Source organism: Methanomicrobiales archaeon (assembly GCA_030019205.1).
GTDB lineage: Archaea > Halobacteriota > Methanomicrobia > Methanomicrobiales > JACTUA01 > JASEFH01.
Genome location: JASEFH010000003.1, coordinates 145,142 through 168,240 on the forward strand (window position 1 = coordinate 145,142; position 23,099 = coordinate 168,240).

Sequence of the window (23,099 nt, forward strand, 5' to 3'; positions counted from 1 at the left end):
CCCGGGAAGAACTATCAGCACGCGTTCGAGACGGCGGGAGTCGGGAACGGGTGGATGTTGCGGGATCCCTTCCGGCGTCTTCGGTCAGGAGATCGGGCAGCACGGCGAACCTCACAACGAACACCCTCGGTAATCCGTGGTTCGCATGCATGCGGGACCCGGGAGCGCGGCCGCGGCACGACCGCAACGGCCGGGATGCACAGCGGACTGCGGATTGGCTGTGGCGGCGGCCCCGCCCCTTCTTACCGGGCCAGAATACATGGTATGCGTCTCGTTCGGCACGCCCCGCGTCACGGGGGTTGTACCGGCATCCCGCCTACCTTCCTGCCGAGTGCCTGCGCACAGACGACGATCGGGGGGCGAGGGGGAATCGCTCCGACGAAGGAAGCGGGCAGATATTGCCTGAAATCGAGATACGTGCAAAAAGCCGCAGTTGCGCTATTGTTCCTCGTTGATGAGCTGGTTGATGATGGACTCGGAGATATCGCACCCGTATTCCCCCGCACGCCGGATGCTCTCCGCCATGTATCCGATGGAGATCGCCAGAACCCCTTTCTTCTGGTATGCGATGGAACTGATCTCGTCGGTCATCTTCTCCAGGTCTTTCACCATGTCGATGGTGCGATTGGCGTTGGTGATGCTGGCCGAAAACAGGGAGCGCATACTGGAACTCAATACATCCAGTGCCTTCCTTGTCGCATCGTTCATGTCCGATACTATCGTCCGATCGATCTGGTGATCGATGAGAATCGGGATATGCTTTGCAACGCGGACCCCGTGATCCCCGATCCGTTCGAGGATCCTGCTGACGACGAAGTAGTTCAGCGCCTCGCCGGCGGATACCTGCATCTTCTCGGCAAGGGCGGGATCGTTCAGCATGAGATGGTACTGGCGCGCTACCAGCCACTGGAGTTTATCCACCTCGATGTCCCGGTTGACCACATCTTCTGCCAGCTGCTTGTCCCTCGTCTCGAGGGCAGTCATCGCGTCGTTGTACATCGTCTCGACGATGACGTACATCCGTTTCACGCTGTTTGCAAACGGCATCTCCGCGGGATTGAGAATATCCTTGATCACAATGGAGAAGTCGGTCTCCTCGACAATCTGCTGTCCGATGCTCATCGAACTGAAGTCCCGCACGGCCTTGCGGATGGGTGGGGACAGGCGGGTGGAGGAGGTGACGCGGATTGTTGTGTGGCCGGCGATGTATGCCCCCACCAGGCAGCGGAAGAGAAACGTGGGATTCTGGATACGATCGGCCTTGAACTCTTTCACCCGCGAACCTTTCGCTTCTGATGGGTGCGGGAGGATGAGAAGACTTCCGTCGCTCTGGATCTTGATCTGGAGCGGCTCGTTCTTCTTGATGTTCATCGACTGGATCCAGTCTTTCGGAAGGGAGATGACGTAGGAAGATCCGCCCGTCATCTGTACCTTTCGCAGCTCCATAGGCCAATATTCTATGTTTTTCTACATAAATATATTCTATCCAAATAAAATATATTTGTCTATATTTATTATTGAGATTAATATATTTTATGTCGAAAATCAATATAGAAATCCCGGACCATCTACTCTGCGATGAACGGTGTACGGTTTCCAGCGAAACGAGCGGTTGCCAGGGGTGCCTTTGCAGGTATCCTGGTCCTGTTCCTGCTGGCGGCAGGCTGTATCGGGAATGAAGGTTCGGCTGCGGCATCCCGGCATATCGCCGTAACAGGATCCACGACGGTGCTTCCCATCGCAGAAAGCGAGAGGGAGGCCTTCGAGGCGAAATTCAGCGATGCGGATATCAAAATAAGCGGAGGAGGCTCGAGTGTCGGGATCAAAGCCGTCGGGGAGGGCACGGCGGATATCGGCATGTCCTCGCGGGATCTCAAGCCGGAAGAGGTTGCATTGTACCCCGATATCGTCAGGCACGAGATCGCCCGGGATGCCATCATCCTGATCGTCAACCAGCAGAACCCTGTCGATCACCTGACGCTCGACCAGATCCGGGGGATCTTCAACGGGACGTATGCGAACTGGAACCAGGTCGGCGGATCCGACCTGCCGATCGTCGTCGTGGGAAGGGACAGCGCATCGGGGACGCGGGAATACTTCTGGGAGTCCGTGATGAAGAAGGGCAACTTCACCAGCAGACAGGAGGAATTCAACTCCAATGGCGGAATCCAGCAGAAGGTCTCACGGACGCCCGGGGCGATCGGTTACGTCGGGCTCGGGTACACCTCGGGCGTGAAGGCTCTCCATCTGCAGGTGGATGGAACCTCCGTCGAACCGACCCTTGAGACCATCCGGGACGGTCGGTATCCCCTCAGCCGCCCGCTCTTCCTGCTGACGAAGGGGCAACCGGGCGGTCTGGCGAAGGAGTACATCGACTTCATCCTGAGCGACGAAGGCCAGGAGATCGTCGCCCGTGCGGAGTATATCCCGTTGCCGTCGTGAGCGGTCAGATCCTTTTCCAGGCAAGAGAGGGGGACGTTATGGAGAAGAGTCACGGCATTTCGGCGCTGTCCACGGAATTCGAACGGCTCCGAGGACGGAGGCTTCAACTTCCTTCTTTGATCGGCGCATCGCTTCCCCGGATGAACAGACGTCTGGTCGATCGGCTCATTGGAGAGGTTCTCTTTGCTGTTGCGCTTTTCGCCATCGCCGCAGTCTTCTTCATCATCGCATTCCTCCTCCGCGATGGCTACCAGATCTTCATGGATGCGGGCGTGTGGAACTTCATAGGGGGGGTGCAGTGGAACCCGGCAGGCGAATATCCCTCCTTCGGAGCATTTCCGCTTATTGTGGGAACGATTCTGGTGATGGCACTGGCGATGGTCATCGCCGTCCCGCTCAGCATCGGAAGCGCCATCTACATCGCGGAGATAGCCGCTCCCGGCACCAGAGCCGTTATCAAGCCGGCCGTCGAACTGCTGGCCGGTATCCCCTCCGTCGTCTACGGATTCTTCGGCCTTATCCTCCTGACCGACTGGATACGCATCGCATTCGGCCAGCCATCGGGATCGAGCTGGCTTGCAGGATCGATCCTTCTCGCCATCATGTCCCTACCGACGATCACCAGCGTTGCAGAGGATGCGATCAGCGCCGTCCCGCGGGAGTTCGGGGAAGGCAGCCTGGCTCTGGGGGCGAGCCACTGGCAGACGATCAGGAACGTCATCGTGCCCGGCGCATTCTCCGGGATCAGCGCCGCCATCATCCTCGGCATGGGGCGCGCCATCGGGGAGACGATGGCGGTATTGATGGTGACGGGAAACGCGGCCATCATCCCGGAGCCGCTGACGAACATCTTCTCTCCGATCCGAACCCTGACCGGCACCCTAGGCATCGAGATGGGAGAGGTTGCGTTCGGGAGCCTGCACTACCATGCGCTCTTCGGGATCGCGGTGATCCTCCTGTTCATCACGCTCAGCGTCAACGGTGCGGCGATGCTCATCATCAGGCGGATCCAGGGGACGCAGGGGCTGCAGAAGCCCGGTCCGTCCGGAATCCAGCCGGGAGGGTTTAGACGGATGCGAAATCTCATGAACGGCATTGCACTGAAGTGGCCCTTCACCCTCCTGGCAGGTGCCGGAACCGCCTTCCTCCCCCTCCTTCTGGCTCCTCCCGTCCTGGTTGCACGGTTGATCGACGGCATCACCTCGATCTGCTTCGTGCATCAGCCCCTGAAATGGACATTCCATCCCAGATCCGCACAGAAGTGGGCATTCTGCCTCATCTCGCTCTCCGTCCTGATCGTGCTCACCATTCTCGGGGTGATCCTTTCCGGGATCGTCGTGAACGGCGCCGGGGCGATCAGCTGGGAGTTCCTGACGCAGTCTCCCCGAAACCTCGGGCGGGAGGGCGGCATCTTTCCGGCGATTGTCGGGACGCTCTACCTGGTGGGTGGAGCGCTGGCAATCGCCCTGCCGGTTGGCATCGCGACCGCCCTCTACCTCATCGAGTACACCGCTGACAATGCGCTGACGCGGGGGATCCGCACGGCGGTGGATCTACTGAACGGGATGCCGTCGATCGTCTTCGGGCTGTTCGGGTTCGCATTCCTGGTGCTCTTCCTGAACTTCGGTGTCTCACTGATCGCCGGCCAGATCACCCTCGGGCTGATGATCCTTCCCACCATCATCCGCACGACGGAAGAAGCGCTCCGCTCGATCCCCGCTTCCATCCGCGAAGGGAGCTACGCGGTCGGGGCGACCAAGTGGCAGACGGTATGGCATGCCGTTCTCCCCCCTGCAATGCCCGGCATCATGACCGGGGCGATCCTGAGTATCGGACGCGCTGCCGGCGAGACGGCCCCGATCATGTTCACCGCGGCCGTATTCAGCAGCCGCTTCCTGCCCTCCTCCCTGTCCGAGCCGGTGATGGCTCTCCCCTATCACCTGTTCATTCTCACAACAAACGTCCCCGGAGCAACCGATCAGCAGTTCGGGACCGCACTCGTGCTCCTTATGCTCGTTCTATCCATCTATCTCGCGGCGATTCTCGTCCGCTGGCGATACCAGTGGGCAAAGGTGTTCTAGACATGGACGAATCCACGATCCTTGAGGCAAAAAATCTGAACCTCTGGTACGGGCAGAAGCAGGCTCTCACAGATATCACTGTCCGCATCCCCCAACATCGGATCACGGCCCTGATCGGGCCGTCGGGATGCGGGAAGTCCACCCTCATCCGCTGCTTCAACCGCATGAACGATCTCAACGGCTCATCGAAAGTCACGGGAGAGGTCCTGTTCAAGGGCGATAACATCTACGACGCGGATGCTGACGTCTACAGGATTCGGGAGAAGATCGGCATGGTCTTCCAGAAGCCCAACCCATTCCCCAAGAGCATCTATGATAACGTCTGCTACGGGCCCCGTATTCACGGAGTGAGGGAGAAGAAAGCGCTCGATCGCATCGTTGAAAATAGCCTGAAAAATGCCGCACTCTGGGACGAGGTGAAGGATCGCCTCCACGAACCGGCGTTGAACCTCTCCGGCGGGCAGCAGCAGCGGCTCTGCATTGCCCGCTGCCTCGCGGTGGAACCGGAGGTGATCCTGATGGATGAACCCTGTTCTGCCCTGGATCCCATCGCCACGGCAAAGATAGAGGATCTCGTCGTGCAGATCGCACAGAGGCATACCGTCGTCATCGTCACGCACAACATGCAGCAGGCGGCACGGGTGAGCGACGTTACCGGGTTCATGTACCTCGGGAAATTGGTGGAATTCGATAAAACCACGCGCATTTTCGAGGATCCGAAGGAAGAACTGACAGAGAAGTACATCACAGGACGGTTCGGATAGGCCATGGTGGAGAAATATCGTTCGGAACTCGCATCCCTGAAGAAGGATGTGCTGCAGATGGGGTATCTCGCGCGGGACATGCTGCAGCAGTCGATGGAAGCGCTGCAGAACCGGGATAGTGCACTGGCACGTTCCGTGGATCTCGAGAAGAAGCGGATCTCGGACTTCGATCACGACATCGAACAGAAATGCCTGCGGCTCATCGCGCTCTACCAGCCGATGGCAAAAGACCTGAGAACCATTGCCGCCTCGATGAAGATGATCACTTCTCTCTACCGCATCGGCAGATACGGCAAGGATATCGCTATCGTAGTCCCCGGGCTGAGCGGTGCGCCGCATATCGGCAACCTGGTGAGCATTCCCCACATGGGGGATATCGTCATTGGCATGATTGCGGATGCCCTGGTTGCCTACGATCAGGAAGATCTGTCCCGGATTGAGGATATCAGGACCCAGGAAGACGCGGTAGACGCCCTGCGGTATTCCATCTTCCGCGAGTGCATCACCTACATGATCGAGGATCCGAAGAACATCACGCGGTGCACGAACTACGTGATGATCGCGCGGTACCTCGAACGCTGCGGCGATCATGCATGCCAGATCGCGGAAAAAGTGTACTACATGGTGACCGGGGAACGAATCGAGATTCGATGAGGGTGAACCGCACATACTGGAGAAACGAGCTGATTATTCTATCCGCATTCGTTCCGAAGATCCTGGTTTTCCACGATCGGCTCGCAGCACTCGCAAAGATCGCGGAACCGGGGCCTCTCCGGGACGCTTCGCCAGTGTCACGTCCGGCGTGCTGCGGGGAATGCAAGCGGCGCGGATCCCGGCTGACAGGGAGGGGAACGGGATGTTCGGCGGGACCGGGACCTGAAAGGCGCCTCCACGCGGATCATGGCAGACTCCCGATCGGATGATTCTCATTGCAGAGGGTGATGGAAACCGGATCGGCGGATACCGTGTCATGCAGCGCGGGCCGAGACCGCCGCCCGCATACGGAAAGCCTTCACGGACCGCTTCCGGGGGATGACCATCGCCCGCGCGGCGGTGGGCAACCGCAATGCGTCCGCCCGGCAGCTGGAGCTGCTGCGGGTGAACGGTCAGTGGCGCTCAGGGAGATCGTCCCGGCGAAGGTTATCCTGCAGAACCTGGGCGGATGCCCGGTGGGATAAACCCTATCGGCTGCGACGGACAATACTGGGGCAGTGGTGCCGGACTACCTTCGTGAACTGGAGAACTGCACACTCTGCGAGTGGCGGTGCGGTGCCGATCGCCTGGGCGGGGAGCGGGGGGTCTGCAGGATCGGCATGCCCGAGGTTGCCTCCGCGATGCTCCACCCCGCACCGCCGGAGAGCTACACGATCTTCCTTGCCGGCTGCAACCTGCGGTGCCTCAACTGCCAGAACTGGGAGATCGCCCACTATCCCGATACCCATCGGCCCGTGCGGGGTTTCGTCGATCCCGGTAGCATGGCAGAAGAAGCCCTGGCCGCAATCCGGTCGCTGAAAGGAAGGCTGTTTTGTGCTGACCGGATATTCTTCAGCGGAGGATCGCCCGTGCCCTCGCTGCCCTACGTGGAAGAGGTGGTGAGGGAGGCCCGGAGACGGGACAGCAGGGTAAAGGTCAATTTTGATACCAACGGCTTCATGACCGAAGAATCCCTTGCACGGGTGCTCGCGTTCTCCACCTCGATAACCTACGATGTCAAGGCGTACCACGACGACGTCCACCGGGCGTTGACCGGCGCCCCTGTCGCTCCGGTGCTGAGGAACGCTGCCGAAATCGCAACGAATGCCCCGGAGAAACTCTGGGAGTTCCGGTTCCTCGTCATCCCCGGCATCACGGTGGATGAAGTTGCCCCGGTAGCCGCGTTCATCGCAGAGATCGACGAGACGCTCCCCTTCAACCTCCTCGCCTTCCGCCCGAACTTCGTCCTCGAGCACCACCCTCATGCCATCCAGTGCCAGATGGAGGAGGCGGTGCGGAAGGCACGAGAGGCGGGTCTCGCGAACGTCAGGATGCACGGATACCCGGGAGTTGCCGGCGAGAGGGCGGGAGCGCCTCCATCGTCCGCGAGAGCCGAGGGAGGCGAACGTGCACGAAGCATCGCGGCGCGTGCCGGATGCCCCGCCGATCCCCGCGGCTGCGGCACCTGCGGGTTGCAGCAGCGCTGCCCGATCAAGGGGTATCGGGCACGGAGGTCGATGTAGGCGGCTGCACCGCAGGTCTCAGCGGCGTTGGTTCCGCCGGAAGGTCTGTTCTTTCCCGCTATCGAGCCGTCTCGCTCAGGTCCCGATACCGCGCCCCCTCATCCGCCGTCTCGGTTCATCCGCAGTTCGGGCCGGCATTCCATGCACTTCTGTCCGAACGTTCTGCGAAAACCTCATCTGGGAGGTCGACGTAAGGGAGCGGTAGAGGCAGGAAAATGCCAGGAGCAAACGAGCCCAGCGTGGCAAAAGTCATCGAGCTGATCGGCAGCTCGTCGAAAGGGTGGGACGATGCCGCGGCCAATGCCGTGAAGGAAGCCGCGAAGACCGTCAAACATATCAAAGGAGTCTACCTGAAGGGGTGCACGGCAAAGGTCGAAGGCGACAGGATCGTGGAATACCGTGCCATCGTGAAAGTTACGTTTGTCGTGGAGAGGAACAGCTGACCTTTCCCCATGCATTCTTTTCGTTTGCGGAGATCGAACGGCCTGCACCTGTGTGAGCACCGACTCCGGGGCACCACGCCTGGATGCGGTCAATGTCTTGCAGGCGAGGCGTCCTTCGGCCAGAGCAGTCGCGATCGAGCGCCCGCTGCACTCGGATATGGTGCGGTGAGAGGTCCGGTCCTGCGTGGAGAGTCCTCTCCCTCGTGGCATACCGATGACTGCAATGATCCCGGTGTACAAAAAGGAAAGCGGAAGGGTTCGAATTATGCACTGTTCGCTGCAGCCGGAATCTGGCTGAACGTGCACAGCTCTTGGAAATATCGTTCACCACTTGTAAGCCATGCCGATACCCTGTAGTGTTATCGAGGGGGGTGCAGTATGAAGTATGCCGGGTTACTCAGCCCTGTTCCAGCGGGTTCTTGGCAAAGACCCGCTGGCAAAGCGGGTCGCATCCCGGCCCGCAGAATCGTCATGATCCGGGATGGGCCTGGGGGTCTGTTTCCGTGAATCTGGGAGAATATTCTCGTTGCGATGGTGTCGCTCTAGCGGATCTGGTCAAGAGAGGAGAGGTATCCCAAAAAGAGCTGGCCTGTCTCTTTGCGGAGGCGGTAGCAAAGGTCAACCCGAGAATCAACGCTGTCATCGAGGTCTATCACGACCGTATTGACGGGTTGCACGACGGTGCAATTTCTGCGGGTGCATTCAGCGGCGTGCCGTTCTTGATGAAGGACATCGGAGCCGGTGAAGGTGGACGGCATCAGGAGTGCGGCTCGAGGCTGATGCAGGGACATATCGTGGATAGCGACGCATTCCTGACCGAGCGTTTCAAGGAGGCGGGTTTGACTCTGCTGGGCCGCACGGCCACGCCGGAATTCGCCCTGGGAATCTCGACGGAATCGGCGCTGGTCGGCGAGACGCACAATCCCTGGAGTCTCGAGGCCATGGCGGGCGGCTCCAGCGGCGGCTCCGCGGCGGGTGTCGCAGCCGGCATCGTGCCAGTTGCGCATGGCAGTGATAACGGAGGTTCGATCCGCATTCCAGCGAGCGCGTGCGGGCTGGTCGGGCTGAAGCCCTCTCGGGGGCGTGTGACCCTCGGTCCGGACATCGGAGAGCTGTGGCCGGGCATGCTGCAGGAGTTCGTTCTGAGTCGGACGGTCCGGGATACCGCCCGGATGCTCGACACGGTCTCGGCACCGGCGCCTGGCGATCCGTTTGTCATCGCCCAACCCGCTCGACCCTATGCGCAGGAGGTGAATGCCCCGGTACCGCCACTGCGGATAGCCTGGACGGCGGATTCCTGGCAGCCTGGAACCACCGTCGATCCGGAAGTCGTCGGCTGTGTCGAGCAGGCAGTCTCCGTTTGTGAAGCGGCCGGTCACGAACTCGTCGAGGCAAGCCCCGTGTTTGACTATGAAACGTACCTGCATGCCGTGTGCGTGGCCTGGGCTTTTGGGATGTACGCGGGGATGGACATGTTCGCGGCGATGACGGGGCGGCCGATCAGCGAGGATACCCTGGAACCCGTGATGCTGTCGTACTACGAGTACTCCCGAGGGCTCACGGGCGCCGATATGTTCATGGCCGAATTTGTCCTGAACAGCTTCCGACGGACCTTCGGGAAGTTCCTCGAACGGTATGACATGCTGCTCACGCCCACACTGATCCAGCTGCCGGAGCGACTTGGCAGATACACGAAGATGCGGACAGACATCGGCTATGTCGACTACATGCGTCTCTGCGATGAAACCCGGGTCCACACCGTGGCTGCCAATGTGACCGGACAGCCGGCCATCACATTGCCTCTGGGACAGAGCAGATCGGGTTTGCCGATAGGGGTGCAGTTCATGGCCCGGTTCGGGGAGGAAGGCGCACTCATCCGCCTGGCAAGTTCGATTGAACAGGCGATGCCCTGGAGCGATCGGCTCCCGCCTGTCCATGCGAGCCGATAATGCGCCTTTCCCCCTTCCTCTCGTGGCGCGTGGGATGGGTAGTGTCACCGCCGAGCATCGACATGTTTTCGCTCGCAATCAGAGTACCGGGTAATCCGAAAAAGGCATGGGTGAAGATCCCTTTTGCGATGTCCGGACCTACTGTAAACCTTTCACCATTGTAAGCATTTACAACTGTATACGGGGGTGCGTTCCTGTGACCATGACAGAATCCCGCGGCGGTGCCGTGAAGCGGATCCCGCTCTCCGAAGAGGTCCGGCGGGAGATCTCGCAGCCCAAGGAGCCGGGCCAGACCTTCGATGCCCTTCTCGCGACCATGGCGGAGAGGGAGAAGAAATGCCGACTCCGGGAGGACATGAAGCGGATTGAAGAAGACGAGTTCGTTGACCTCGAACCCTGATGCGGATCCCGGATGTATCGGCTGACCATCAGCAAGAACAGGGCCCAGAAGTTGCTCGACGCCCTGCCCGAGCGGAGCCGGCGGATTGTAAAAGAGCACCTGCTCCGCCTGCAGGAGGATCCCTATCCCGGACATGGCGGCGATAAAAAACGCCTCGACCTGGGCGAAGGCTACGAGCTCTACCGCATCCACATCGGGCGGGGTTATACCGCTTTTTACCGCATTCTGGAAGAGGAACAGGTCGTTCGGATCCCGGATATCATGACGATTGAACAGACCCATAGACGCTATGGACAGTTTTAATCAAGCACGCCGCATGGTTCCTCTTAAGCGGGAATGATTTTTACAGCCGCGAGCATGGCTCCGAAGCGGTGCGGCTCCGCGGCGCCCGAACGGTTCAGGCGACTCGCGTGCCCCGTCCAGTGCGTCAGCTCGTGGAAGAGCGTGGCGCAGCAGGCCTCCGCTGCGATGCATCGCCGAACACATCCTCTCTCTGATACGGGGAAGAAGCCTGACAGGGTCTATAAACGAAAATAAGGAGAGCCTCAGCCGAGATTCGAACTCGGGACCTGCGGTTTACAAGACCGCCGCTCTACCGGCTGAGCCACTGAGGCATCCTCTATATATTGGCATTATCGATAAAAAAGGTGGCGCTCAGTCGTGGATCTCGTCTTCCGTCTGCTCTCTCTGCGCATACCGCTCCCAGAGGGTCTCGTCGCCGTAGCGGATCCGCAGGATGCGGTGGTAGGGAATGCAGGTGATCCCCCTCTCGGTGCGGATCTCCATGTACCGACTGTCCAGGCGGGCGATGCTCTTCCCATCCACCGCGGAGGCGTCCTGCGGGGCGCCGCGGTCGACGTAGTCGACCCGCACCTGTGCGAACTCGTACCGGGGATCGTGGTAGAGCTGCAGGAGAAGCGCGTGGCTCTTTCTCATCCGCATAGTCACGGTACTTTCATGAAGAATAAAAACCTCCTGTACTGGTGCAGCTTCCCTCCCCTGCGGGTGGGCGGGCGTCGGGACGCGCCCGGGATATCGGGCGGAGCCCGCGGAGACGGGTGGAGCATTCGCTCCTGTGCTCGATCTGCTCGAACGGAGGGGGGATGGCAGCGGTCAATCTCAATAGCCCCTGCGAGCGTGAAACGATGGCAGAATCCGTACATACGATATTCATCGTCCTGACTGTTCTTCTCTTCCTCGTTCTGCTGGGCTGGCTGGGATTGCAGATCAAACCCTCGCTCTTCCCGCCTTTTCCTCAGGCTGAGCCGGCGATCGAGACCGCCCCGCTGGCGGAGGGACTGCCCTCACCGGTGGATCGGTTCTACCGGGCCCTGTATGGCAGGGAGGTGCCGCGGATCGAGTCGGCGGTGATCAGCGGTCGCGGCACCATGCGCATCAGCGGCGTCACGTTGCCGGTCCGGTTCCGGTTCGTCCATGAAGCCGGGCGGAACTACCGCCATTATATCGAGGCTACGTTCTTCGGGCTGCCGCTATTGAAGGTCAACGAGTATTACCTCGATGGCACCGCCCGCCTTGAACTGCCGTTCGGCGTGTCGGGCGGGCCGAAGGTGGACCAGGGCGCCAACCTCGCGCTCTGGGCCGAGGGCGTATGGATGCCGGCCGTCTGGGTCACCGACCCCCGGGTGCGCTGGGAACCCGTGGACGATCAGACAGCAGTGCTGGTCGTCCCGTTCGGCGATGCAGAGGAGAGGATTATTGCTCGATTCGATCCGGATACCGCCCGGCTGCGCACCCTGCAGTCGATGCGCTACAGAGGCGAGGAGAGCAGCACAAAAACCTCCTGGACGAACGAGGTCAGGACGTGGGATACGCTGGCAGGGCGGATGATCCCCGGGACGGTGGCGATTGAGTGGGGCGACGAGACCTCCCCCTGGGCGGTGCTCACCGCCGAAGAGATCGCCTACAACGTGAATGTTCAGGAGTCCCTTCGGGATCGGGGACTGTAACGGCAGGCATGCAGGGCAGTCGCCCCTCCGATCGGCCATCGATCCAGCGGAGGCCGCGGACCCCGCCCGATGCGGCGGACGCCGGGACAGGGCACCGGGCGACCTTTGGGGGAGTGCGGCGGCAGCATCGCCGTGCGGGATGCGATCGGGATGCTTCCGCATGATCTGGAACATTCATATTCTCGACCGGCATATCCTGAGGACACAGGAGCCGTTCCCGTCTGCCCCTGCGCCGGATCGATCGGGGAGAGAGCGATGCGCCGGTACCATATGGAATGCAGGGGCGGAACGGGGGCGGATCAGGACAGGCAGGTATAAATACAATGCCATGCTATAGCATAGCAATGTCTGGTGATCGGCGCCTCTTCGGGATCGTGTCTGCCGCATCCAGCAGAGCGGCCGTACCGTCAGGCATGGCAATCCCATCGACGGTATCCGCCGTCTTTTATCGCTTCTTCTGGTATTTTTAGGCATTTCCCATTTTGATCGGTTGAAAAATGGGAGGATCGATTGGTTATGAGAGGAAAAGAGATTCGGTTGGAACGGATTCTGGATCGGAACACGGGCAAGACGGTCATCGTCCCCATGGACCACGGCGTAACGAACGGTCCGATCGAGGGACTGATAGACCTCGAGCGGACGGTGAGCCTTGTGGCCGAAGGCGGCGCGAACGCGGTGATCGGCCACCTGGGCCTGGCCCTCCACGGCCACCGCCGCCGGGGACACGACGTCGGGCTGATCCTGCACCTGTCGGCGAGCACGGCGATCGGCCCCGACCCGAACGACAAGGTGCTCGTGAATACGGTGACGAACGCCCTCAAGATGGGCGCGGACGGCGTCTCGGTGCACATCAACATCGGCGCGGAGTCGGAGGCGCGGATGCTCGCCGACCTCGGGCGCATCTCGGTGGAGTGCATGGAGTGGGGCGTGCCGCTTCTCGCCATGATGTACCCGAGGGGAAAGAAGGTCGAGTGCGAGACCGACGTCGACAACGTCAAGCTGGCAGCCCGAGTCGGCGCCGAGCTCGGCGCCGACATCGTGAAGACCGTCTACACGGGGGACGTCGACACCTTCCGCGAGGTCACGAAGGGCTGCCCGGTGCCGGTGGTGGTGGCCGGGGGCTCCCGCACGGACGATCGCTCGACCCTGGAGCTGATCGAGGGGGCGATGCAGGGAGGGGCGGCCGGCATCTCCATCGGGCGGAACGCCTTCCAGCACCCGGCGCCGGACCGCTTCGTGCGGGCCGCGGCGATGATCGTGCACGAGGGCAGGACGGCGGAAGAGGCCCTTGCGGTGCTGCGGGGGAAGGCGCCATGATCGGAAAGGAGATCCGCCTGGAGCGGATCATGGACCGAAACACCGGGCGTACCGTGATCATCCCCATGGACCACGGGTTCACGCTGGGCCAGATCGACGGCCTGCTCAACATGACCGAGACGATCTCCGAGGTGAGCGAGGGCGGGGCGAACGCGATCGTGCTGCACAAGGGCATCGTCCGCCGGGGGCACCGCAAGCGCGGACGCGACATCGGGCTCATCGTCCACCTCTCCGGGAGCACGTCCATGAACCCGGACCCGAACGATAAGGTGCTCGTCTGCAGCGTGGAGGAGGCGATCGCCCTCGGAGCGGATGCGGTTTCCATCCACGTCAACCTGGGGGCGCCGAACGAGTCGAAGATGCTGGAGGAGGCGGGGGGGATCGCGAAGGATTGCAACCGCTGGGGCATGCCGCTCCTGGTGATGATCTACCCCCGCGGGAAGGGGATAGACGGTACCGATCCCCGGGCGATCGGGCACTGCGTGCGGGTCGCCGAGGAGCTCGGGGCTGACCTTATCAAGACCAACTACCCCGGCGATCCGCGGTCGTTTGCGCGGATCGTGGAGGCCTGCTCGGTGCCGGTGCTGGTCGCGGGCGGAGAGAAGGTGAGCGATCTCGAGTCCCTCCAGATGATCCGCGACGCTGTCCGGGCCGGTGCAGCCGGCGTCTGCATGGGGCGGAACGCCTTCCAGCGGGAGAACACGCGGGAGTTCGTCTCCGCCATCTGCCGCGTGGTGCACGAGGGAGTCGAACCGGGAGACGCCATGGGGATGCGCGAATGAAGGAGCTCTGGGTGGACATCCGCCCCTTCAACAAGGGGATCGCCACCGCGGCGATCGAGAGCGGCGCGGATGCCGTGGTGGTGGAGGATGCCGACGCTGTACGGGAGCTCGGGCGGATCGTCACCATCGCCGAGAACGGCGATCTCGTCCCCGGGAAGGACGTCTTCGAGGTCGAGGTGACGGACAGGGAGAGCGAGCAGCGGGCCCTGGATCTCGCCGCCGCAGGAAGGGTGATCGTGCACACGTCCGACTGGACCGTCATCCCGCTCGAGAACCTGGTCTCGCAGTCGAACCGCATTATCGCGGCTGTTAGAACGCCGGAGGAGGCGGAGCTCGCCCTGCACGTGCTGGAGAAGGGGGCGCGGGGGCTGCTGCTCGCGACCGACGATCCCGCTGTCGTCTGGACGGTGAGCGGGCTCCTCAAAAAGACCACGGGGGAGATCTGCCTGACGCCGTTCACGGTGACCGCGATTCGCCCGGTGGGGATGGGGGACCGGGTCTGCGTGGACACCTGCACCCTCCTCTCCGAGGGGCAGGGCATGCTGGTCGGGAACACCTCCTCCGGGTTCCTCCTGGTGCACGCCGAGACCCTGGAGAACCCCTACGTCGAACCCCGCCCGTTCCGCGTGAACGCCAGCGCGGTGCACGCCTACGTCCTGATGCCGGATGGCAGGACCGCCTACCTCTCCGAGCTGGCCATCGGGGACGACGTGCTGGTCGCAGACCGATGCGGGGGGCTCTCCGTCGCCGTGGTAGGAAGAGTGAAGATCGAGCGCCGCCCCCTCCTCCTGGTCGAGGCGGAGTCCGAGCGGGGGACGGCGAGCCTGATTCTGCAGAACGCGGAGACGGTCCGCCTGGTCGGCGAGGACGGACAGCCGATCTCGGTCGTCGACCTGGAGGTGGGCGACCGCGTGCTGGGCGTCACGGAAGAGGGCGGGCGGCACTTCGGCGTGGCGGTGAAAGAAACCATCCTGGAGAAGTGAGGGGATGCAGGCGGGGATCATCGGCGGCACGGGGAAGATGGGGGGGCTGTTCGCCCGGGTGCTGGAGCGGGCCGGCTATCGCGTGCGCTGCACGGGGAGCCGGGGGCCCTACACGAACCGGGAGCTGGCGGAGGAGAGCGACCTCGTGGTCGTCTCCGTCCCCATCCGCAGCACGGTCCCCGTCATCCGGGAGATTGCATCTGTTCTCTCGGAGGACCAGCTCCTCTGCGACCTCACATCCCTCAAGGTGGAGCCCGTGCGGGCGATGCTCGCATCGAGGGCCCGGGTGGTGGGGCTGCACCCCATGTTCGGGCCCTCGGCAGGATCGCTGCGGAACCAGCTCGTGGTGGCGACGCCGGCCCGCGTGGATCCGGAGAGCCTGGAGAGCCTGCTGGAGATCTTCCGGCGGGAGGGGGCGCGCACCGTGCTCGCCACACCGGAGGAGCACGACCGCATGATGGCGGTGGTGCAGGGGCTCGTTCACTTCTCCACCCTCTGCATGGCAGAGGCGATGCGGCGCCAGGGGGTGGACATCCGAAGCGCCCTCGCCTTCACCAGCCCGATCTACCGCATCGAGCTCGGGCTCGTCGGGAGGCTGCTCTCCCAGGACCCCGACCTCTACGGGGACATGCTCCAGCTGAACCCCTTCGTCCCCGAGGTGCTGGCCGCTTTCCGCGGCGCGGCCGGGGATCTGAGCGCCATCGTGGAGGGAGGTGATCTGCCCGCATTCCGTGCGTTTTTCGGGGCGAATGCCCGGAAGTACGCGGACTACAGCCCGCAGGCGGCAGAAGAGACGGATGCGCTCATCCAGTTCCTGGTGAACCGATGATCGTGGCAGCACTCGGGCCGGAGGGGACGTTCTCCCACGAACTGGCGAAGAGACTCTTCTCCGGGCCCATCCTGCTCCTCCCGTCCATCCGCAGCATCTGTAACCGGGTCGAGGAGGGAGGTGTCCTCGGGCTGGTACCCATCGAGAACAGCGAGGCGGGCGGGGTCGGGCCCACGCTCGACGCCCTCCAGCGCCAGCGGATCTACATCGTGGGCGAGGCCTACCTTCCCGTGCACCATCACCTCGCCGCCTTCGAGCCGCTGGAGCGGCTGGAGGTGATCTACGCCCACCCCCAGACCCACGAGCAGTGCAGTAACCTCCTGGACGCCTGGGAGCGTCCGATCATCCACACCAGCAGCAACGCGGAGAGCGCGGTGGCGATGCGGAACCGCCCGCACAGCGGGGCGGTCGTCTCGCAGATGGTCGCGGATCTCCACGGGGTTCCCATCATCCTGCGGGAGATCCAGAACAGCCCCCACAACATCACCCGCTTCGTGCTGCTGCGCAATACGCCCCTCCCGGCGGGGGAGGGCACCAAGTGCAGCATCATCATCGATCCCCGGACCGACCGTCCCGGGCTGCTCCATTCGCTCCTGGACGCCTTCGCCCGACACGGGATCAACCTGACCCGGATCGAGTCCCGCCCCTCCAAGCGGGGCATCGGAAGCTACATCTTCTTCCTGGACTTCGAGACGTCCGAGGGATGGATCGATGCGATCGCGGAGCTGTCCCGACTGACCTGCGTCAAAGAGCTCGGCTGCTACGGGAGGCTGGAATGAACGTTACGATGGAACGGCGGAGGGGCGTGGACGCGGCATTTACCGCCCCGCCCTCCAAGAGCTACACCCACCGCGCCCTGGTGGCGGCCGCACTCGCCACGGGCGAATCGATCCTGGACCGCCCGCTCCGCTCCGAGGACACGGATCGCACGCTCCATGCCCTGGAGCGCATGGGCGTCGTGGCGGTCCACTGCCGCACCGACCGTCTCATGATCGAGGGCTGCAGCGGGCGGCCCCCCTGCCGCGTGCGGGAGCCGATCTTCCTCGGCAACTCCGGCACCAGCCTCCGCCTGCTCACCGGCGCGGCTCTGCTCTGCGGGAACCCGCTCATCCTGACCGGGGACGCCCGCTTGCAGGAGCGGCCGGTGGGGCCGCTCGTGGAGGCGTTCAACGCGCTCGGGGGGGAGATCGCTTACCTGGGGAGGGCGGGCTGCCCCCCCATCCGGGTGCAGGGAAGGCTCCGCGGCGGGAGTGTCGAGATCGACGGCAGCGTGAGCAGCCAGTTCGCCTCGTCCCTCCTGATGGCCGCACCCTATGCCGAACGGGACGTGGAGGTGCGGGTGAGAGGCCCGCCGGTCTCCCGCTCCTACCTGGACGTGACCGTCGATCTCATGCGGGTTTTCGGGGTTCCCGTGGAGCGGGAGGGCTACTCCCGATTCCGGGTTCGGGGCGGGAGGGGCTACCGGGCGGCGCGGTACGCCGTCGAGGGGGACTACTCGTCCGCATCCTACTTCTTTGCCATCGCCGCCGTCTGCGGCGGCAGGGTCGCCGTTGAGAACCTGAACCCCGGCTCCGTTCAGGGGGACCGTCTCTTCCTGGACGCCCTGGAGGCGATGGGCTGCCGCGTTCGGAGGAGTGCCGGGCGGATTGCCGTGGAGCGGACGGGAGGGCTCTCGGGGATCGAGATCGACATGTCCTCCGCCCCGGACACCGTCCAGACCCTCTGCATGGCCGCCGCGGTGGCTGACTCGCCCACCACCATCCGGGGGATCGCCCACCTGAAGTACAAGGAGAGTGACCGCGTACGCGTCACCGCAGAGATTCTGCGGCGAATGGGCGCCCGCGTGGAGGTGGGGGAGAACAGCATCGCCATCGCCCCGGCACCCCTCCGAGGGATCGCCGTGGATCCGCAGGGCGACCACCGCACCGCCATGTCCTTCGCCGTCCTGGGTCTCGGGATCGGCGGCGTCGCGATCGAGCACGCGGAAGTCGTGGAGAAGTCCTTCCCTCGCTTCTGGGAGGCGCTCGCGGAGGCGGGGCTGTGAGGCGGGTGGTGCTCCTGGGGTTCCGGGGAACGGGGAAGAGCGCCGTCGGGCGACGGCTCTCGGAGATGCTCGGCGTCCCGTTCCACGACACCGATGCCGTGATCGAGGAGAGGGCAGGGAAGACCATCCCGCGGATCTTCGCGGAGAATGGAGAGGAGGAGTTCCGCCGCATGGAGCGTGAGGTCGTCGAGACGCTCCCGGCGGCGGATGCGGTCGTCAGCACCGGCGGCGGGATCGTCATGGATCCCGCCAACGTGGAGAGCCTCAGGCGCCACAGCACCTGCATCCTCCTCCAGGCCTCCCCGGAGGCAATCGTGGGGAGGATACGGGAGTCGAATCGACCGGCGCTCACCGACCTGCCCCTCGAAGAGGAGGTGCGGGAAATGCTGCGGCGGCGGAGCGGCCGCTACATCGGGGCAGCGGACTTCTGCGTCGATACGACCGCTCACAGTACGGCGGGCACAGCGCGGGCGATCGCCCGGATCCTTGCGAGAGGCGCGGTCCGGCGCAGCGATGCACGGGAAGGCCTCCGGTTCCTAGAGATGACCGGGCTCTGCAGGGAAGACCTGCAGCGGGTGGAGGGCATCCTCCGCGATCCCGACCAGCGCCTCACCCGCCTCTACGCGATCGTAGGGTACCCCTGCGCCCACAGCCGCAGCCCTCCCATGTACAACCGCCTCTTCGCCCGCTACGGCCTTGGCGGATTCTACACCCGCATCGAGTGGCCCTCGATCGGGGATATCATGCGGGCGGTGCAGCGGATGGACTTCCGCGGGCTCTCCGTCACCATCCCCTTCAAGGCGGATGCCGTCCCATACCTGGATGTGGTGGATGAGCACGCCGCCGCCATCGGGGCGGTGAATACAGTGGTGCGCTGCGGAGGCGCGATGTACGGCTACAATACCGACTGGCTGGGCATCCAGCGGCCAATCGCCCACCTCAAGGGCTCACGGGCCGTGCTCCTGGGCGGGGGGGGTGCGGCGGCAGCTGCGGCGTACGCGATGACGGCGCTGGAGATGGACGTGACGATCCTGAACCGCACGGTGGAGAAGGCGCGGGGAATCGCCGAACGCTTCGGGTGCCGGGCCGGCGGGCTCGAGGAGATCCGCCGGATCCCGGCGGACCTGGTGGTGAACGCGACCTCCGTCGGGATGGAGCCCGACACCCGCACCCTGCTGACCGCCGCAGATCTGCGACCCGGGTGCACGGTCTTCGACCTGGTCTACACCCCGCCGGTGACACCGCTGCTCCGCGAGGCGAAAGCCGCCGGCTGCGCCACGATCTCCGGGAGGGAGATGTTCGTGCACCAGGCACGGGAGCAGTTCGAGGTCTTCACGGGGATCCGGGTGCCGGAACAGCTGGTTCGGGAGGCGATCCCGCCGTGAACACCTTCGGGCGGAACTTCCGCTGTACCACCTTCGGGGAGAGCCACGGGAAGGCGATCGGGGTGGTGATCGACGGCTGCCCGCCGGGCCTGCCGCTCTCCGAGGCCGATATCCAGCCTCTCCTGGACCGCCGCCGCCCGGGGCGGAGCCCGTTCGCGTCGGCACGGCAGGAGGCGGACCGCGTGGAGATCCTCTCCGGCGTCTTCGAGGGGAGGACCACGGGGGCCCCCATCGCGCTCCTGATCCAGAACCGCGACGTGCGGAGCGAAGACTACGAGCCGCTCCGCACCGTCTTCCGCCCCGGCCACGCGGACTACGCCTACCAGGCGAAGTACGGGATCCGGGACCACCGCGGGGGCGGACGGAGCTCGGGGCGGGAGACGGCGGCCCGGGTCGCCGCCGCCGCCGTGGCGATGAAGATCCTGGCCGCCCGCGGGATCCGGATCGCGGCGCGGATCCGGGAGATCCACGGGCGGACGGATCCGAAGGAGATGGAGCAGGAGATCGCGGCGGCGCAGGCAGCCGGGGACTCCGTCGGGGGCATCGTGGAGGTCACGGCATCCGGCGTCCCGCCCGCCCTCGGGGACCCGGTCTTCGGAAAACTGGACGCCCTCATCGCCGCTGCCATGATGGGCATCGGCGCCGTGAAGGGCGTGGAGATCGGCGAGGGTTTCCGGGCGGCGCGGCTCTTCGGCTCCGAGAACAACGATCCCATCACACCGCAGGGATTTGCCAGCAACCACGCCGGCGGGATCCTGGGCGGCATCAGCACGGGGCAGGAGATCGTGGTGAGGATCGCCGTGAAGCCCACTTCATCGATAGCAAAACCCCAGAAGACAGTCGACACCGAGAACCGCGCAGTGGAGATAACGGTGCAGGGGCGGCACGATCCCTGCATCGTCCCCCGAATCCTTCCCGTGGCGGAGTCGATGCTCGCGCTGGTGATCCTGGACTGCCTGCTCGAGCAGGCGAAGTACCGGGGGCCCGATGCGGGAGACCCCCGCTAACCCTCTCTCTTGTAGCGCTCCACCCTGCCCGCGCTCTCGAGTCTCCCCTCCCTGAGGACGGAGACGGCGCCGTGCCCGCCGCAGACCAGGCACCGCCGCCCCGATGCGGCCACGGCGGCATCCAGGTCCCGGGCGATATCCAGCAGGGCCTTTCTCTCTCCTCTCGCCACATCGGAGTCCACGTTCACCGAGGTCATCAGGAAGTCCGCGTAGGTGTTGAACTCGCTCCGCTCGGCCGTGAGGCTCCCGAAGTTGATCACCGTGTCCCCGGTGAACAGCAGCCCGCACTCCGGGCAGATCAGGTAGACCTGCCCCTGGAGGTGCCCGCCCAGCCCCTCCAGCACCAGGAACTCCAGGTCTCCGATACCGATCCGCTCCAGGACGGGGAAGACGGAGTAGTACTCCCCGTGCGGGGGCGGGAAGAGGCGGTAGCGCTCCGGGGGGCGGAAGCGGGAGAAGAGGTTGATCAGCTTGGTATAGACCTCTTCCAGAATGGAGGTCTCGATGCGGGACCCGTAGGCGCGGTTCGCCTTCTCGATGATGGACCGCGTCGCCGGGTGCATGTCGGCCGGCACATCGTAGTAGCCCCCGGCCCCGGAGTGGTCGGCATCCGCGTGGGTGACCAGGATGCGCGTGATCGGGCCGTCCGCGTAGTAGCACTTGATCATCGCCGCCACATCGGGATGGTAGATGCCGTAGCCGGTGTCCACCATCAGGGCTTCTTCCGGCGTGGCGAGGAGGTAGACGTTCCCGCCGCAGGGGAGCTGGAAGCAGAGCAGCTCCACGCTCTCCGTGACGGGAAATCGCTGGACGTCGGCGTAGAAGCCGTCCCCCGCCGTCTGGTGCAGGGTGGCGCCGCTCCGGAGGATGCTCTCGAAGACCTGGCGGTGGTCCTTTCCGAGGGCGCTCAGCTCCTGGACGATGTGGTTGATATCGGATAGGAGCCGCATCAGGAACGCGTCCTCCGCCTCGCCGACGAGCGGCCGCAGCTTCTGGGCGAACCGCACGTAGAAGACGGTGTCGTCCAGTCTCTCCCCCGTGGTGTCGTACTCCAGGATCTCCAGGCGGTAGCGGGGCTTCAGCGCCGTCAGCAGGCGGTCGGCGATCGCGCTCTCCTCGAGGGTGAGGGAGATCGTCACCCGCTCCGGGTGCCGCCCCTTGTCGTCGAAGTCGATGAAGGCGATGTTCGCGTCGGCGGAGGTGGTATAATCGAGGAACTCCAGCAGGGCGCCCGGCTGGTGGGGGAGATAAACGTTGAACCGCAGGAAGCTCGGCGTCGCGAGCGTGGTCTGGAGGTAGCCGATCCGCTCCAGGTCCTCTGTCATCCTGGCATAGGCCGCATCGGTCGCCGTCAGCTCGAAGAATACCGTGTAGGGATCGATGCGGCGGTTGTAGTGGATGCGGTTGATGTTGCCCTCGTACTTTTTTATGATCTCCGCGGCGCGGTGCAGGGCCCCGGGATCGTCGGGCATCCGTGCGATGCAGGAGAAGCGTTTGAGTCCGTCCATCTGTGCCGGTCCATGTATTTTCCCGGCCCTAGATTATCCTTCCGACATGGCGGAAACCGGGCCAGGTTCTGGTCCCGGACATAGAATGACAGTAATCCACGTTCCTGCAGATTCTCTGATAATCCTGCGCTAACGCAAGCATGCCAACGTTCAGACGATCTGCACAACAATCTCGTATTGTGAAAAGGTAATGGTTTCAGCGTGGTGCGGGTTCGCACCATCTCGGTCAGATTGGAGAACCCCGTTGCTGCCAGATTATTCTCTGTCGCAGCCGGGCACGCCGATCTCCGTGAACTTTGCGATCTCAGTGGAGTCTGCATCGGCCGTGAGAATTCCCCGAGCATGGTTTGCCATCGAGGTGGCGGCGATAAGAATATCGAATGCATTCACCGGGGAGCCGGCCGCAGCCATCCTCGCGCTGATTATGCTTGCGATCTCGGCAGCTTGGATTGTACATTCAAGGATTTCGGTCTCTGCGAAGGGGCGACGAAAAATGCCTCCTCTTTCTTCGAGCGGAGTACGCCTGCCATAATTTCGTATAGCCCCCTCCGCATTTCACCATTCCGCCAGCCGCTGCAACTGCACCTTTGACCGGAATCCCTGCGATATGACGAGTCCGGTTAAAAGTACATTCAGGACTACCGCCTTTGTCACGGATCGTGTCGTATAGCGGTGTATTCTCCGTAAGGAGAATGCATTCTTGGCGATCTTGAACACATCTTCGATCCGGGATCGGATCTCCCGGAACCGGTCTTGCTCCTGCAGCTGCCGGAGGAGGCGGCGGGCCAGCTCCCGATACCGCCGGATCCGGTCGGCGGTATCCGATCGTCCGAAGATCGAGAGAGGATAGACAAATTTCCCGAGGAGTTTCTGCAGGGAGAAGTTCTTCTTGGTCAGGATCAGGGGAACCACGTTGAACCGGAAGATCCCCTGCACGTAGTTTGCGTAGGCGTAGTATCCTTTGTCACAGACGACGGTATCC

Annotated in this window: 23 protein-coding genes and 1 tRNA gene; 18 read left to right on the top strand and 6 right to left on the bottom strand. The window is 63.5% G+C overall.

Going from position 1 to position 23,099, the window contains the following annotated elements; translation table 11 throughout:
• Positions 1–438 precede the first annotated feature (438 nt).
• A complete protein-coding gene (locus QMC96_03310; protein ID MDI6875784.1) occupies positions 439–1,446 on the bottom strand; it encodes a phosphate uptake regulator PhoU in 1,008 nt (335 codons plus the stop codon).
• 132 nt (positions 1,447–1,578) lie between these two features.
• Here QMC96_03310 and QMC96_03315 point away from each other — a divergent pair, with 132 nt between their 5' ends.
• From QMC96_03315 to QMC96_03355, 9 genes are all read left to right on the top strand, one after another.
• Positions 1,579–2,442, top strand: coding sequence for a phosphate ABC transporter substrate-binding protein (locus tag QMC96_03315; GenBank protein MDI6875785.1), 864 nt, complete (start codon positions 1,579–1,581; stop codon positions 2,440–2,442).
• Between the two features lie 140 nt (positions 2,443–2,582).
• Positions 2,583–4,523: a phosphate ABC transporter permease PstA gene (gene pstA / locus QMC96_03320; protein MDI6875786.1), complete on the top strand. Its 1,941-nt coding sequence runs from the start codon at positions 2,583–2,585 to the stop codon at positions 4,521–4,523.
• A gap of 2 nt (positions 4,524–4,525) precedes the next feature.
• Positions 4,526–5,287 carry a phosphate ABC transporter ATP-binding protein PstB gene (pstB, locus tag QMC96_03325; protein ID MDI6875787.1) on the top strand — a complete coding sequence of 254 codons (762 nt, stop codon included), beginning with the start codon at positions 4,526–4,528 and terminating at the stop codon, positions 5,285–5,287.
• 3 nt (positions 5,288–5,290) lie between these two features.
• A complete protein-coding gene (phoU, locus tag QMC96_03330) occupies positions 5,291–5,941 on the top strand; it encodes a phosphate signaling complex protein PhoU (GenBank protein MDI6875788.1) in 651 nt (216 codons plus the stop codon).
• 560 nt (positions 5,942–6,501) lie between these two features.
• On the top strand, positions 6,502–7,503 hold the full coding sequence (locus tag QMC96_03335; protein MDI6875789.1) for a radical SAM protein: 1,002 nt from the start codon (positions 6,502–6,504) through the stop codon (positions 7,501–7,503).
• Positions 7,504–7,742: 239 nt separating this feature from the next.
• Positions 7,743–7,946: a dodecin family protein gene (locus QMC96_03340; protein ID MDI6875790.1), complete on the top strand. Its 204-nt coding sequence runs from the start codon at positions 7,743–7,745 to the stop codon at positions 7,944–7,946.
• A gap of 503 nt (positions 7,947–8,449) precedes the next feature.
• Complete coding sequence (locus QMC96_03345; protein MDI6875791.1) at positions 8,450–9,895, top strand: amidase; 1,446 nt, start codon at positions 8,450–8,452, stop codon at positions 9,893–9,895.
• Between the two features lie 202 nt (positions 9,896–10,097).
• Positions 10,098–10,295: a hypothetical protein gene (locus tag QMC96_03350; protein ID MDI6875792.1), complete on the top strand. Its 198-nt coding sequence runs from the start codon at positions 10,098–10,100 to the stop codon at positions 10,293–10,295.
• 12 nt (positions 10,296–10,307) lie between these two features.
• Positions 10,308–10,598 carry a type II toxin-antitoxin system RelE/ParE family toxin gene (locus QMC96_03355; protein MDI6875793.1) on the top strand — a complete coding sequence of 97 codons (291 nt, stop codon included), beginning with the start codon at positions 10,308–10,310 and terminating at the stop codon, positions 10,596–10,598.
• Between the two features lie 23 nt (positions 10,599–10,621).
• On the opposite strand, the gene QMC96_03360 is transcribed toward QMC96_03355, so the two are convergent.
• The 3 genes from QMC96_03360 to QMC96_03370 form a co-directional block, all read right to left on the bottom strand.
• Complete coding sequence (locus tag QMC96_03360) at positions 10,622–10,765, bottom strand: zincin-like metallopeptidase domain-containing protein (GenBank protein MDI6875794.1); 144 nt, start codon at positions 10,763–10,765, stop codon at positions 10,622–10,624.
• Between the two features lie 71 nt (positions 10,766–10,836).
• A tRNA-Thr gene (locus QMC96_03365) sits at positions 10,837–10,909 on the bottom strand.
• 40 nt (positions 10,910–10,949) lie between these two features.
• Positions 10,950–11,231, bottom strand: a complete 282-nt coding sequence (locus QMC96_03370) for a DUF504 domain-containing protein (GenBank protein MDI6875795.1) — start codon at positions 11,229–11,231, stop codon at positions 10,950–10,952.
• A 209-nt stretch (positions 11,232–11,440) separates the two neighbouring features.
• On the opposite strand from QMC96_03370, the gene QMC96_03375 reads away from it, so the two are divergent.
• From QMC96_03375 to aroC, 9 genes are all read left to right on the top strand, one after another.
• Positions 11,441–12,262: a hypothetical protein gene (locus QMC96_03375; protein ID MDI6875796.1), complete on the top strand. Its 822-nt coding sequence runs from the start codon at positions 11,441–11,443 to the stop codon at positions 12,260–12,262.
• 516 nt (positions 12,263–12,778) lie between these two features.
• Complete coding sequence (locus QMC96_03380; protein MDI6875797.1) at positions 12,779–13,579, top strand: 2-amino-3,7-dideoxy-D-threo-hept-6-ulosonate synthase; 801 nt, start codon at positions 12,779–12,781, stop codon at positions 13,577–13,579.
• Positions 13,576–14,361: a 2-amino-3,7-dideoxy-D-threo-hept-6-ulosonate synthase gene (locus QMC96_03385; protein MDI6875798.1), complete on the top strand. Its 786-nt coding sequence runs from the start codon at positions 13,576–13,578 to the stop codon at positions 14,359–14,361. The genes QMC96_03380 and QMC96_03385 overlap by 4 nt, the downstream gene beginning before the upstream one ends.
• The gene (locus QMC96_03390; protein MDI6875799.1) at positions 14,358–15,344 is read left to right on the top strand and encodes a 3-dehydroquinate synthase II; all 987 of its coding nucleotides are present in this window, start codon (positions 14,358–14,360) and stop codon (positions 15,342–15,344) included. Before QMC96_03385 ends, QMC96_03390 begins: the two co-directional genes overlap by 4 nt.
• A gap of 4 nt (positions 15,345–15,348) precedes the next feature.
• A complete protein-coding gene (locus tag QMC96_03395) occupies positions 15,349–16,173 on the top strand; it encodes a prephenate dehydrogenase/arogenate dehydrogenase family protein (protein ID MDI6875800.1) in 825 nt (274 codons plus the stop codon).
• Positions 16,170–16,952 carry a prephenate dehydratase domain-containing protein gene (locus tag QMC96_03400; GenBank protein ID MDI6875801.1) on the top strand — a complete coding sequence of 261 codons (783 nt, stop codon included), beginning with the start codon at positions 16,170–16,172 and terminating at the stop codon, positions 16,950–16,952. The genes QMC96_03395 and QMC96_03400 overlap by 4 nt, the downstream gene beginning before the upstream one ends.
• A complete protein-coding gene (gene aroA, locus QMC96_03405) occupies positions 16,949–18,217 on the top strand; it encodes a 3-phosphoshikimate 1-carboxyvinyltransferase (GenBank protein MDI6875802.1) in 1,269 nt (422 codons plus the stop codon). Before QMC96_03400 ends, aroA begins: the two co-directional genes overlap by 4 nt.
• Positions 18,214–19,602: a shikimate dehydrogenase gene (gene aroE / locus QMC96_03410; protein ID MDI6875803.1), complete on the top strand. Its 1,389-nt coding sequence runs from the start codon at positions 18,214–18,216 to the stop codon at positions 19,600–19,602. Before aroA ends, aroE begins: the two co-directional genes overlap by 4 nt.
• Positions 19,599–20,609, top strand: a complete 1,011-nt coding sequence (aroC, locus tag QMC96_03415) for a chorismate synthase (GenBank protein ID MDI6875804.1) — start codon at positions 19,599–19,601, stop codon at positions 20,607–20,609. The genes aroE and aroC overlap by 4 nt, the downstream gene beginning before the upstream one ends.
• On the opposite strand, the gene QMC96_03420 is transcribed toward aroC, so the two are convergent.
• Together QMC96_03420 and QMC96_03425 are read right to left on the bottom strand one after the other, a co-directional pair.
• Positions 20,606–22,117 carry an MBL fold metallo-hydrolase gene (locus tag QMC96_03420; GenBank protein MDI6875805.1) on the bottom strand — a complete coding sequence of 504 codons (1,512 nt, stop codon included), beginning with the start codon at positions 22,115–22,117 and terminating at the stop codon, positions 20,606–20,608. The two genes, aroC and QMC96_03420, sit on opposite strands and share 4 nt — an antisense overlap.
• Positions 22,118–22,672: 555 nt before the next feature.
• Positions 22,673–23,099: transposase (locus QMC96_03425; protein ID MDI6875806.1), on the bottom strand; the 427-nt coding region annotated here is incomplete at its 5' end.